This is a genomic window from Bacillus daqingensis (genome assembly GCF_042654445.1).
GTDB classification, from domain to species: Bacteria; Bacillota; Bacilli; order Bacillales; family Salisediminibacteriaceae; genus Alkalicoccus; species Alkalicoccus luteus.
In genome coordinates, this window is sequence record NZ_JBHSGK010000013.1 from 567,298 (window position 1) to 578,697 (window position 11,400).

General features: G+C 49.7%; 10 protein-coding genes and 14 tRNA genes. 3 read left to right on the top strand and 21 right to left on the bottom strand.

The annotated features are described in order from the left end of the window. Positions 1-120: 120 nt before the first annotated feature. The gene (locus tag ACFO4L_RS14030; RefSeq protein WP_377910307.1) at positions 121-750 is read left to right on the top strand and encodes an AAA family ATPase; all 630 of its coding nucleotides are present in this window, start codon (positions 121-123) and stop codon (positions 748-750) included. A gap of 351 nt (positions 751-1,101) precedes the next feature. Here ACFO4L_RS14030 and ACFO4L_RS14035 read toward each other — a convergent pair whose 3' ends face one another. From ACFO4L_RS14035 to ACFO4L_RS14060, 6 genes are all read right to left on the bottom strand, one after another. Continuing rightward, positions 1,102-2,460 carry a glucose-6-phosphate isomerase gene (locus ACFO4L_RS14035; protein WP_377910308.1) on the bottom strand — a complete coding sequence of 453 codons (1,359 nt, stop codon included), beginning with the start codon at positions 2,458-2,460 and terminating at the stop codon, positions 1,102-1,104. A 151-nt stretch (positions 2,461-2,611) separates the two neighbouring features. Beyond that, positions 2,612-3,778: an iron-containing alcohol dehydrogenase gene (locus tag ACFO4L_RS14040; protein WP_377910309.1), complete on the bottom strand. Its 1,167-nt coding sequence runs from the start codon at positions 3,776-3,778 to the stop codon at positions 2,612-2,614. 246 nt (positions 3,779-4,024) lie between these two features. Further along, positions 4,025-4,438, bottom strand: a complete 414-nt coding sequence (gene yugI, locus ACFO4L_RS14045; RefSeq protein ID WP_168008199.1) for a S1 domain-containing post-transcriptional regulator GSP13 — start codon at positions 4,436-4,438, stop codon at positions 4,025-4,027. Between the two features lie 68 nt (positions 4,439-4,506). After that, positions 4,507-5,694 (bottom strand): aminotransferase, encoded by a 1,188-nt coding sequence (locus ACFO4L_RS14050; protein ID WP_377910310.1) that lies wholly within the window; start codon positions 5,692-5,694, stop codon positions 4,507-4,509. Continuing rightward, on the bottom strand, positions 5,691-6,188 hold the full coding sequence (locus tag ACFO4L_RS14055; RefSeq protein ID WP_377910311.1) for an Lrp/AsnC family transcriptional regulator: 498 nt from the start codon (positions 6,186-6,188) through the stop codon (positions 5,691-5,693). Before ACFO4L_RS14055 ends, ACFO4L_RS14050 begins: the two co-directional genes overlap by 4 nt. A 79-nt stretch (positions 6,189-6,267) precedes the next feature. Then, positions 6,268-6,480 carry a PLDc N-terminal domain-containing protein gene (locus ACFO4L_RS14060; RefSeq protein ID WP_377910312.1) on the bottom strand — a complete coding sequence of 71 codons (213 nt, stop codon included), beginning with the start codon at positions 6,478-6,480 and terminating at the stop codon, positions 6,268-6,270. Between the two features lie 150 nt (positions 6,481-6,630). Here ACFO4L_RS14060 and ACFO4L_RS14065 point away from each other — a divergent pair, with 150 nt between their 5' ends. Then, positions 6,631-7,440 carry a DUF6612 family protein gene (locus ACFO4L_RS14065; protein WP_377910313.1) on the top strand — a complete coding sequence of 270 codons (810 nt, stop codon included), beginning with the start codon at positions 6,631-6,633 and terminating at the stop codon, positions 7,438-7,440. 239 nt (positions 7,441-7,679) lie between these two features. Continuing rightward, positions 7,680-7,895 (top strand): hypothetical protein, encoded by a 216-nt coding sequence (locus ACFO4L_RS14070; protein WP_377910314.1) that lies wholly within the window; start codon positions 7,680-7,682, stop codon positions 7,893-7,895. 189 nt (positions 7,896-8,084) lie between these two features. Here the strand turns inward: ACFO4L_RS14070 and ACFO4L_RS14075 are convergent, their stop codons facing one another. From ACFO4L_RS14075 to ACFO4L_RS14145, 15 genes are all read right to left on the bottom strand, one after another. Beyond that, positions 8,085-9,530 (bottom strand): NADP-dependent glyceraldehyde-3-phosphate dehydrogenase, encoded by a 1,446-nt coding sequence (locus tag ACFO4L_RS14075; RefSeq protein WP_377910315.1) that lies wholly within the window; start codon positions 9,528-9,530, stop codon positions 8,085-8,087. 519 nt (positions 9,531-10,049) lie between these two features. Next, positions 10,050-10,125, bottom strand: a tRNA-Lys gene (locus ACFO4L_RS14080). 6 nt (positions 10,126-10,131) lie between these two features. Continuing rightward, positions 10,132-10,206 (bottom strand) — tRNA-Glu (locus ACFO4L_RS14085). Positions 10,207-10,211: 5 nt separating this feature from the next. Next, positions 10,212-10,288 (bottom strand) — tRNA-Ile (locus ACFO4L_RS14090). 21 nt (positions 10,289-10,309) lie between these two features. Next, a tRNA-Gly gene (locus tag ACFO4L_RS14095) sits at positions 10,310-10,383 on the bottom strand. Positions 10,384-10,409: 26 nt separating this feature from the next. Next, a tRNA-Arg gene (locus ACFO4L_RS14100) sits at positions 10,410-10,486 on the bottom strand. A 7-nt stretch (positions 10,487-10,493) separates the two neighbouring features. Further along, positions 10,494-10,568 (bottom strand) — tRNA-Gly (locus tag ACFO4L_RS14105). Positions 10,569-10,586: 18 nt separating this feature from the next. After that, a tRNA-Gln gene (locus ACFO4L_RS14110) sits at positions 10,587-10,661 on the bottom strand. An 11-nt stretch (positions 10,662-10,672) separates the two neighbouring features. Further along, positions 10,673-10,748: transfer RNA gene (locus ACFO4L_RS14115), tRNA-His, on the bottom strand. 15 nt (positions 10,749-10,763) lie between these two features. Then, positions 10,764-10,837 (bottom strand) — tRNA-Trp (locus ACFO4L_RS14120). Positions 10,838-10,844: 7 nt separating this feature from the next. Further along, positions 10,845-10,929, bottom strand: a tRNA-Tyr gene (locus tag ACFO4L_RS14125). An 11-nt stretch (positions 10,930-10,940) separates the two neighbouring features. Then, positions 10,941-11,016, bottom strand: a tRNA-Asp gene (locus tag ACFO4L_RS14130). A gap of 29 nt (positions 11,017-11,045) precedes the next feature. Beyond that, positions 11,046-11,138 (bottom strand) — tRNA-Ser (locus ACFO4L_RS14135). 7 nt (positions 11,139-11,145) lie between these two features. Then, positions 11,146-11,222 (bottom strand) — tRNA-Met (locus tag ACFO4L_RS14140). Between the two features lie 27 nt (positions 11,223-11,249). Beyond that, positions 11,250-11,325, bottom strand: a tRNA-Ala gene (locus tag ACFO4L_RS14145). Positions 11,326-11,400 lie beyond the last annotated feature (75 nt).

Here is an 11,400-nt window from a genome sequence, read left to right on the forward strand (position 1 = left end):
CCCTCCATTAAATGAATGATCGTTCATTCCAATCTTAACAGAAAGCGCTTTCAAAAATCCATAAGTTGTCTGAATAGTCAGTCCTGATTTACTATTGAAGATAGAAAGGGGAGACGCATCGTGACCTACTTACAGCTGGAAGCCGATGTACTGGATACGTACAGGCGTCACGAAGGCTTACTGACGATTGGCATTGATGGCCTTGCTGGAGCCGGTAAATCTCATCTGGCAGACTGCCTCGCTGACCGCCTTCGCGGTGATCAGATTCCCGTCACGCTCCTCCGGCTGGACGAGCTCATCACGCCGAAAGCCTGCCGCTATGGGACTGGTCAGCAAGAGTGGTTTGAATATATGTATTTGCAGTGGGATGTAAAGCAGCTCGAACTGAGCCTGTTCCAGCCTCTGCAGGAGAAGAAGCGGCAGTTGACGCTCCCCTATTACGACCCGGAGGCAGATACGATTGTATATGAGCAGCTGCAGCTTTCGGCCTCCGGGATCTTGATTATCGAAGGTATTTTTCTGCAGCGCCCGGAGTGGCAGCACAAGCTCGACCTGACCGTTTACCTGGACTGCCCCCCACCGGTTCGAAAACGCCGCGCCTTGAAGCGGGATGCCTATATCGGGACACTGCAGGAACGGCTGCGCAAGTACACGCATCGCTACTGGCCGGCGGAAGCCTGCTACCTCCGCACCTGCCGTCCAAAACAGACGGCGGATATAGTCGTATTGTGTGAAGCGTCGCTGTCATAAGCCGGCACCTGCCGGGAAGCGAAGGCTGCGACAAAGTCGAACACTTTCAGGCGGAAGTTGAATGTTTGACCTTGGCAGATCATGCTTTTTTATTCTGACAGCCGTAGTGAACGCGCGTAAACACATGATGGGCGAGATTAACGCTTTGGCGGCCGATGTTGATGATTTCCCGGAGCCGGGCTAACACGTTTGCCCCAATAGTTGAACACTTTCACGAGTAGCAATCCTGCCTTTCTAAACGATACCCTGCCTAAAAATCTCCGCTGCGACTTGCCCTCGCTCCAGTCAGGCTGCTTCCGCTACCATAAAAAAAGCTGCCCCGCCTGAATTCAGACGGGGCAGGGCTACTCATTACATATCCTTCAAACGCTGTTCCAGGCTAGCTTTTTCCGCTTCGAATCCTGGTTTGCCAAGCAGGGCAAACATGTTGCGCTTATAATCTTCCACTCCCGGCTGGTCAAATGGATTGACGCCGAGCAGATACCCACTTACGGCACATGCTTTTTCAAAGAAGTAAAGCAAATAGCCAAAGTGGTATTCAGTCAGCTCCGGAATGTCAATAATGAGGTTCGGAACACCGCCGTCCAAGTGCGCGAGCAGCGTACCTTCATAAGCCTTGTCATTCACGAAATCCATTGTTTTACCGGCAAGGTAATTCAGGCCGTCCAAGTCCTGTTCGTCCCGATCGATCGTCATTTCCTCCTGCGGCGAACCAACATGGAGCACCGTTTCAAACAAGTCTCTGCGTCCGTCCTGGACATACTGACCGAGAGAATGCAGATCTGTAGAAAAATCAGCCGCTGCCGGGAACAGACCTTTGCCGTCTTTCCCTTCGCTTTCTCCATAAAGCTGTTTCCACCATTCACCGGTGAAATGCAGCGCAGGCTCATAGTTAACCATCAGCTCAATCAAATAGCCCCGCTGATAGAGAGCCTGGCGGACTGCAGCGTACTGGTAAGCCTCATTCTCCTTCAGGCTTTCGCTTTCATAAGCGCTGCGTGCGTCGGCAGCTCCCTGCATCATCGCATCAATATCGAGCCCTGCAGCTGCGATTGGGAGCAGGCCGACGGCTGTTAAAATAGAGAATCGGCCGCCAACATCATCCGGAATAATAAAGGATTCATAGCCTTCTTCCGTTGCGAGCTGCTTCAACGCTCCTTTTTCTTTGTCGGTGGTGGCATAAATACGTCGGCGCGCTTCTTCCACACCGTACTTTTTCTCTACATATTCCCTGAAAATACGGAAGGCGATCGCCGGCTCTGTTGTTGTGCCGGATTTCGAAATAACGTTGATCGAAACGTCTTTTCCTTCAATGGCTTCGAGAAGATGCTTCGCATACGTCGAGCTGATATTGTTGCCGACGAAAAAAACCTGCGGCGTGTTGCGCTTCTCTACGCTCAATTCGTTATAAAACGAGTGCGTCAGTGCTTCAATCGCTGCACGAGCACCAAGATAGGAGCCGCCGATACCGATCACGAGAAGTACATCCGAATCGGATTTAATTTTCTCAGCCGCCTGCTTAATCCGGGAGAATTCTTCTTTATCATAGTTGACGGGAAGGTCCATCCATCCAAGAAAATCACTGCCTGCTCCAGTACCTTCATGAAGTGCCTGATGAGCTGCGGAAACGGCGTTCTGCTGAAAATCGAGCTCATGCTGGCTGATAAACCCTGCTGCTTTTGAATAGTCGAACGAAATGGTTTTAGACATAATTGTCTCCTCCATACTCTTTTTTACTTCCACTTATCACTTTAGTAAAACCACAGCCAACTTGCAAGCGCCTGAACGACTGAAACCGCTATCAACAAGCTTTTTCCGTACAAAAAGCCGCTGAAACGTCATTCAGCGGCTTTTGAAACCATTATAGCGAGGCCCGCAGAATCGCAAGCACATCGTCTTTTTCAAGCTTATTAAAGTTTCCGAACGGCCCATTGATCATGGCTTTATCTGCCATGTCCTCCAAGTGTGTATCGTCGATCTCATAGTCGGCCAGTCGTGCTGGAGCACCGAGGTTCTGCCAGAATGACTCCAGCTCGCGAATACCTTCCTCTGCAAGCTCCTCCTTTGATTTGCCAGCTGGAGCGATGCCCCATACACGTTCAGCCAGCTGCACCAGCTTCTTTTGTCCGAGTTTTTTGTGATGTCGCATCCACTGCGGGAACAAAATAGCCAGTCCTCCCGCGTGCGGAATATCATACACGGCGGAAACAGCATGCTCGATATTGTGGGATGCCCAGTCTCCGCGTGTCCCCATCTGCAGCGTGCCGTTGAGCGCAATCGTGCCGGAATAAAGCACCGTTTCGCGCTTCTGAAGATCATCCAGATTATGCACGAGACCGGGAGCCTCGTCAATCACCGTGCGAAGCACAGCCTCACACATTCTTTCCTGCAGAGGTGTGTTCTCCTGCGCATGAAAGTACTGCTCCAGCACGTGCGTCATCATATCGACAATGCCGTAGATCGTTTGATCCTTCGGTACGCTGAGCGTATTTCCCGGGTCGAGAATAGAGAATGCCGGAAATACGTGCGGACTTCCCCACCCGTACTTCTCATGGGTTTCCCAGTTTGTAATAACCGAACCGGAGTTCATTTCAGATCCTGTCGCTGCAAGCGTCAGTATAGTTCCGAACGGCAGTGCCGCTTCCGGCTTGGCCTTTTTTGTCACCAGGTCCCAAACGTCGCCGTCGTATTTCACACCGGCTGCCATAGCTTTCACAGCGTCAATCACGCTTCCGCCGCCTACTGCAAGCAAGGCATCGACCTGGTTCTCACGAGCTTTCTCGATTCCTTTTCGGACCGTATCAACTCGCGGATTCGGCTCAACTCCAGCTAACTCATGCACCTTGAAGCCATGGTCATGTAACAGACCCGTCACTTCATCATAAAGACCATTTTTCTTGATGCTGCCGCCTCCATAGACGATCATCACGTTTTTACCGAGAGCTCCGAGCTGATCTGCGAGCTGTTCTTGTACCTGTCCCTGCCCAAAAATGAGCTTCGTTGGATTTTGATACGTAAAGTTATCCATTGCAGCTGTCACTCCTTTACCTGATTGCGATCACTCATTCATTATCCCGAAATCAGATAGAGGATGCAACGAATCTGACTGACTGCAAAGTGCACGATGGTCCAAAAACAGAAGCAAGCTCTTGCAAGGTTTCTTCCATAAGCAGAAACCGCACCTGGTACGCAAAAAAAGCACCGCCCGGAGGCAGTGCTTTTTTCGGTGGAAGTGCCGGACGAGCCGGCGTTCCTTAAAGAAAAAGACAGGAACTTACTTTTTGATGCGCTTGTTAAGATCAGCCTGGATTTCGTTAGACTGCTTGAGCCAATCCTTCAGCTTATCTTCCAGCGTGTTGAAGCCCTGCGGCTGGCTCTGCTGGCTGTTGCCGCGCTTAGGACCGCCGCCGCCCTGATGGCGTGGACGCTCTTGGCGCTCCGGCTTCGGCTGTGTCTCTTTAATGGAAAGAGAGATTTTACCTGAAGCTTCATCGACAGAAAGAATCTTGACTTTAACAGTGTCCCCTACAGACAGCTCGTCATTGATATCCTTCACGTAACCGTGTGCAATGTGGGAAATGTGTACAAGACCTTGCTTCTTCTCGTCCAACGCAACAAATGCACCAAAAGGCTTGATTCCTGTAACTTTTCCTTCAACGATACTTCCAACTTCGTATTGACCTGACATGAAAACAACTCCTAAATATTTTTTAACTGTGTAATTATAACACGGATTTCATTAAAAAACAAAGGGCTTTACCCTTCCTTTTTTCGTGTATTCATGAAGACTGCAATCCGGTCTACAGCCTCTTCCAGCTGGGCCATGGAAGCTGCATAGGAGCAGCGGATATGCCCCTCCCCGCCTTCGCCAAACACATGTCCAGGTACAACAGCAACATGCTGTTCCAGCAGCAGCTGCTCGGCAAACTGCTCTGACGTGAGTCCTGACGCTGTGATGGATGGGAACGCATAAAATGCACCTCCAGGAGTGTGACAGGAAAGACCTGCCTCCCGCAGAGACTTCACGAAAAAGTTCCGCCGCTGCCTGTAGCTCGTGATCATCTCTTCCATCTCCTGGCGCCCATTTGTCAGAGCTTCCAGAGCTGCATATTGTGCCATGGTTGAGGCACACATCATCGCGTACTGATGGATCTTCAGCATGGCAGCAGCGTAAACAGCAGGTGCACAGACGTATCCGACTCGCCAGCCTGTCATCGCAAAGGACTTGGAAAATCCCGAAATCAATATCGTACGCTCCTTCAAGCCTTCGATTGCAGCCGTACTCACGTGCTCCTGATCGTAGGAAAGCTCGGCATAGATCTCGTCTGACAATACGACGAGGTCATGCTCAATAATAAACGATCGCAGCTTTTCCAAGTCTTCCCGTCCCATAACTCCTCCAGTCGGATTGTTAGGAAAGGAGATCATCAGCGCCTTCGTTTTTGGAGTTACTTTTTCTTCAAGTGTTTCTAATGTGACTTGAAAATCGTCCTTCATGAAGGTAGGAACCGGAATCGGCTGCCCCCCAGCCATCGATACAAGCGGCGCGTAGGACACGAAGCACGGCTCCACAATAAGTACATCATCGCCTGGATCAACGACGCTCCGCAGTGCAATATCGATGCCCTCACTCGCTCCAACCGTGACGATCACCTCATCGTCCGGACGGTAATGAACGTCAAACCGCTCCAGCATATAATCGCTGATCGCTTCGCGCAGTTCGATCAAACCGGCATTTGCCGTATACGACGTCCTTCCTGATTCGAGCGAGTGAATACTCGCTTCCCTGACGTTCCATGGGGTGGTAAAGTCCGGCTCCCCAACCCCGAGTGAAATAATATTTTCCATCGAAGAAGCCATATCAAAAAAACGCCGTATCCCGGATGGCTGAATGCTTTCCACTGCACGGGAGAGTTTCACTTCATGCTTTTTAACCTGTGTCATGGCGATACCACCATGCGCGGATCTTCATCGTCATCTTCTTCAAATATAATGCCGTCGTGCTTATATTTTTTCAGTTGGAAATGAGTCGTCGTCGAGATAACTGAATCGAGCGTTGAGAGTTTTTCTGATACGAAATTTGCAATCTCTGACATTGTTCTTCCCTCCAGCACGACAGAAAGGTCATATGTACCTGACATCAGGTAGCACGCCTTCACTTCCTTAAACCGATAAATTCGCTCTGCCACTTCGTCGAAGCCGACCCCTCGCTTCGGTGTCACTTTCACATCAATCATCGCCGTCACCATTTCTGTCCCTGACGCTTTAGTCCAGTCGATCACCGCTGAATAGCCGAGAATCACGCTCCGCTTTTCCAGATTTTCAAGCATCTGCTTCACTTCGTTAAGCTGTATATCCAGCATTTTCGCCAGTTTCTCTGCAGGCATCCGACCTTCCTTCTCAATCAGAAGCAGCAGTTCCCTTTCTTTTTCAGTCATGAATAGTCCCTCCTCAATGTCCCTATTCTACACCAGCATCCGTATCCATTCTAGCTCTCAGCTGGAATTGTTCGAATAATCAATCCCCAGTCTTCTTTTTGCGCCTGCCGAAAAGCAAATAAATGATCGGTCCAAGAAAATTGATAAAGATAATGATCAATATCCACACGAGTCTTCGTTCTTTCGTCATTTCCTGGCGGATGCAAAGCACCAGCGCCACCAGCGTAAGCGAAAACTCCAGTAATACAAACGGAGCAATCAGCTCCCAGTTAACCGCTTCAATTCCTTCCATTAAATTCCCTCTTTTCCGCAATAAATGGTATGATGAAGGCACCAACCGCCACTATCGTATCTTGTTTCCACCTAAAAAACCAGAGCCGTATGAAACTTTCCCACGTCTTCATACGTTAATTAATCAGACCCGATGAAAGGATGAAGCCCTATGAAAAAATCAGGAGCCTTGCTCTGCCTTGCTGGTGCAGCCGGAATAATGACAGCATGCGGCACCGATGAGAGTGCAGAAGACGTTCTCGTCCAATCAGCAGAAACAATGGAGGAAGCGGAGTCCTACCGCGCTGACAGTGTTATTGATCAACAGATTGAAGCACAGGGCGAAATCATGAACATTCACGCCGAAAGCAATATGAATATCACCAACGATCCGATGGCCTTCTTCCAAGAAACGATTATGACAATGGAAGAGATGGATGATACGATGGCGTACAATTCCTATTTCCATTCGGAGGACGGATTTTATATGGAGGATCCGATGACCGGTGAATGGATGAAGCTTCCGGACGACAGTATGAATGATATGCTCTCAATGGCCGAAGCGCAGACTAGTCCCGAGCAGCAGCTGGAGCAGCTTCGCGACTATGTATCAGATGTAGAGATGGAAGAGACGGACGACGAGTTCGTCATTCACTTCTCCGGCGAAGAAATTGATGCCGAGGCACTTCTGGAAAGCACAGGCGGAGCTGGGATCGAAGGCTTCGACGAAATGATGATGATGATGGAAAACATTGATTTCGAAGACTTTGCTTACACCGTTCATATTGATAAAGAAACGTATTACCAGACTCGCGGCGTCATGGATATTACAATGTCCATGGAGATGATGGGGGAAACAGCTGTCATGCAGCAGAGCATGGATATGACGATGTATGACTTTAATGAGGTAGAACCTGTTGAAATCCCGCAGGATGTGCTCGACAATGCAGAAGAAGTCGACGGCGGCATGGGTGGATTTTAAAAAGCAGGTGAATGACCTTGCATCTGCCTGCATCTGCGGACACTCGCTTTCCGGAGGGAACGGCCTCAGCTAACCGCTTCTTCCTTTCGTCCGCCGGATCTTCGCCTCGTTCTGATCCTCCCGGAGTCGAGTATTCTCCGATTTAGCAGCTGGCTGTCCGGTTGAAACCCTGGTGATGATTCACACGAGCTTGTTCCATCTAGAGGGAACCTTTAGCAACGCTTCGATGTCGAATCGGGATGAACGTCAACGTATCCACCAAAAAAGCCGCAGCGTCCAGCGATTGGGACGTTTTTCTCTATAAACAAATCCATTTCCCCTTTGTGTCCGGCGTGCCTTTGGAAGCCGTGCAGCCTGAAGATGCCGTGCCGTTCAGATCTGTGAACGGCATCCACGCACGAGCGGAGCCGGACTATGTCTTGAAGGCTTCTCGTGAGGAGCCTGTGTCTGAGTGAAGCCGCGCCATCCTTCCCTTCATACAAGGGTAACCCTGAGAAATAGCTGAAGGGCAAGCCCACGGCAGGCTCGGTAAACAGAGGGGAAAGTCAATCAATCGAATAAACATGGAAACAAATTGACTTTATCAACACTCTGAAAAGCGGCCTGGACACTTTGTCCAGGCCGCTTTTCTACGTTAACCGTGCTTACAGGTTCAGGACGAGTACTTTATCGCGAAGCATGGAATCAATGCTTCGACCGATTCCCTGAACACCCTGACCGGAGTTTTTCACGCCGAGGAACGGGAAGTGATCCGGACCGCGGGATGTTTTGCCGTTTACCTGAACCGTACCAACGTTCAGCTTATCTGCAATCGTAAAGGCGTTTTCCAGGTTTTTCGTAAAGATACTGGCCTGAAGACCGTAGGCGTTGCGACGCTCCAGATCAATTGCCTCAAGTTCATTTGAAATACGCATGAACGGAAGCACTGGCCCGAACTGTTCTTCCCAAGCTACTTCCATGTCTTCTGTAACGTTATCAAGAAGAGTTGGTCCCAGCAGGTTTTGATTTTGAATGCCTTCATGAATGACTGTAGCACCTTTTTTCTTTGCATCGTCTATGAGTGACACAACAAAATCAGCTGACTTTTGATCGATCATCGGCGTCACATCCGCATCGTCAGAGGATGGGCCGACCTTCAGGGCAGCTACATGCTCTTTCACTTTTGCGAGAAGCTCATCTGCAACTTCATTCACGACCATGACCCGCTTGATCGCCGTGCACCGCTGACCGGAATAGCTGAGCGCTCCGCTCACAATTTCTTTCGCTGCTTTATCTAAATCTGCGTCTGCAAGCACAATCGCTGGATCTTTACCGCCAAGCTCAAGCACGACTGGAATCATTGAGGCTTTTTTCGCAATATGCTGGCCAGTCGCTGTACCGCCCGTAAACGTAATCATGTCAATCTTCGGATGCGTGACCACGAAATCACCGATGACGGAGCCGCGTCCGGTTACGACGTTCAGTACTCCTTCCGGCAGACCCGCCTTCACAAGCGCTTCAACCATCAGCAGCCCGCTTACAGCCCCTTGAGTTGCAGGCTTGAATACGACCGTGTTGCCTGTAATCAGCGCGGGCGCAATTTTAGAAGCTGCCAGGTTCACAGGATAGTTAAACGGCGCAATAGCCAGTACCACCCCGTGCGGCACTTTCTGAACCATTGCTTTTGTTGATTTTGAGGCACCCGGGAAGGCATCCCCTTGGATGAAGCTGCCGTGCGTGCGCAGACCTTCTTCTGCCGTATGGCGAATCAGCTGAGCTGTACGCTTTACTTCGCTTTTAGCTGCAGACAGCGTCTTTCCAACTTCTTTATGAATCATTTCACCAATTTCATCTGTCATTTTTTCAAGCTCTTGAGCCCAACGATGCAGCAGCTCTGATCGCTCTGTGCCGTCCAGTGCTTCCCAATTAGGCTGCACATCAGCTGTTTTTGTTACAGCAGCATCCACTTCCTGCTGGCTGAGTGCTGGAATTTCCCCAGTTACTTCTTGATTGTCCGGAGAGTAAATCTTGACAGTGTCTCCACTGCTGCTTCCAACCCACTTATTGTTCAGCAGGGTATGAAACTTTTTATTGTCTTGACGTAATGCCATGTTTACTCACGCTCCGTTTCATAGTTTAGCCCTCTAATGAGGTAATGTTGTATATTAAACCACGTGAAAACATTTACAAACAAGAGGTTTGCTCAAGAAAAATTCATTCTTCATGTGTTTTATTTGAGCACAATCTACTAGATGGCAACAAATCTGACAAACTGGATACGCTTACAATCCTTGCGATCCCTTTCTATGACTGCGTTCACTTGACATTCCCTCCGGAAAATCTCTATTCATAATTGTATATCCATAATCATCCATATAAAGCACTGTGGATACAGGCTGCGTCATTTTATCAAACTCAAACTGGCTAAGCATTTTCATGTCAATTAGGAACAGGACACCATAGCGAAGTTCGATTTTTACCTGTATGAACCTCAATACTGGTCAAATAAAGTGCCAGACATTACGGAAATAGTGTGTCAAATGCTCTACACTTCTATCTCTGCTGCGTTGAAGGTTCAGTACAAGAAAAAAAGCCTTCTGCATGCACAGAAGACTTGAAAATTGAAAACATGGTGAGCCATGAAGGACTCGAACCTTCGACCCTCTGATTAAAAGTCAGATGCTCTACCAACTGAGCTAATGGCTCGAAATATGGTGACCCGTACGGGATTCGAACCCGTGTTACCGCCGTGAAAGGGCGGTGTCTTAACCACTTGACCAACGGGCCTCAAATGGTGGGCCTGAGTGGACTCGAACCACCGACCTCACGCTTATCAGGCGTGCGCTCTAACCAGCTGAGCTACAGGCCCCCACCAAAAAAGACATAAAAATGGAGCGGGTGATGGGAATCGAACCCACATCATCAGCTTGGAAGGCTGAGGTTTTACCACTAAACTACACCCGCATCAGGCAAACTATTTAATTTGAAAATGGCGCGCCCGAGAGGAGTCGAACCCCTAACCTTCTGATCCGTAGTCAGACGCTCTATCCAATTGAGCTACGGGCGCAAATATCTGGAGCGGGAAACGGGATTCGAACCCGCGACCCCCACCTTGGCAAGGTGGTGCTCTACCACTGAGCTATTCCCGCATATCCGATTTAAGAAAATGGCAGGGCTAGCAGGATTCGAACCTGCGAATCACGGAATCAAAATCCGATGCCTTACCGCTTGGCTATAGCCCTAAAATTTAATATGGGGCGGTTGATGGGAATTGAACCCACGAATGCCGGAATCACAATCCGGTGCGTTAACCACTTCGCCACAACCGCCTTAATAAGTATGTATGGCAGGGGTAGCAGGAATCGAACCCACATCAAAGGTTTTGGAGACCTTCGTTTTACCATTAAACTATACCCCTGTGAAGTTGGTGGAGGGGGAGAGATTCGAACTCCCGAACCCGAAGGAGCGGATTTACAGTCCGCCGCGTTTGGCCAACTTCGCTACCCCTCCACATATAAAAATGGCGGTCCCGACGGGAATCGAACCCGCGATCTCCTGCGTGACAGGCAGGCATGTTAACCGCTACACCACGGGACCAGTATAATAAAAATTGCTTAAAAAATCAATGGCGGAGGAGGAGGGATTCGAACCCCCGCGGGCTTTGACACCCCTGTCGGTTTTCAAGACCGATCCCTTCAGCCAGACTTGGGTACTCCTCCAAAACATTGGTAGCGGCGGAGGGAATCGAACCCCCGACCTCACGGGTATGAACCGTACGCTCTAGCCAGCTGAGCTACACCGCCGCAAATAATATATATGAAACTAAGTAATGGTGGAGCCTAGCGGGATCGAACCGCTGACCTCCTGCGTGCAAGGCAGGCGCTCTCCCAGCTGAGCTAAGGCCCCAAATAAAAAATCCAGCAACGTCCTACTTTCGCAGGGGGAGAGCCCCCAACTATCATCGGCGCTGGTGAGCTTAAC

What these genes read in the sequence shown, in the direction of transcription:
- ACFO4L_RS14065 (WP_377910313.1), top strand. Translation starts at nt 6,631, where the DNA reads ATGAAAAAATCAGGAGCCTTGCTCTGCCTTGCTGGTGCAGCCGGAATA.
- ACFO4L_RS14060 (WP_377910312.1), bottom strand. Translation starts at nt 6,480, where the DNA reads ATGGAAGGAATTGAAGCGGTTAACTGGGAGCTGATTGCTCCGTTTGTA.
- ACFO4L_RS14050 (WP_377910310.1), bottom strand. Translation starts at nt 5,694, where the DNA reads ATGACACAGGTTAAAAAGCATGAAGTGAAACTCTCCCGTGCAGTGGAA.
- ACFO4L_RS14075 (WP_377910315.1), bottom strand. Translation starts at nt 9,530, where the DNA reads ATGGCATTACGTCAAGACAATAAAAAGTTTCATACCCTGCTGAACAAT.
- ACFO4L_RS14055 (WP_377910311.1), bottom strand. Translation starts at nt 6,188, where the DNA reads ATGACTGAAAAAGAAAGGGAACTGCTGCTTCTGATTGAGAAGGAAGGT.
- ACFO4L_RS14070 (WP_377910314.1), top strand. Translation starts at nt 7,680, where the DNA reads ATGAACGTCAACGTATCCACCAAAAAAGCCGCAGCGTCCAGCGATTGG.
- ACFO4L_RS14035 (WP_377910308.1), bottom strand. Translation starts at nt 2,460, where the DNA reads ATGTCTAAAACCATTTCGTTCGACTATTCAAAAGCAGCAGGGTTTATC.
- ACFO4L_RS14040 (WP_377910309.1), bottom strand. Translation starts at nt 3,778, where the DNA reads ATGGATAACTTTACGTATCAAAATCCAACGAAGCTCATTTTTGGGCAG.
- yugI (WP_168008199.1), bottom strand. Translation starts at nt 4,438, where the DNA reads ATGTCAGGTCAATACGAAGTTGGAAGTATCGTTGAAGGAAAAGTTACA.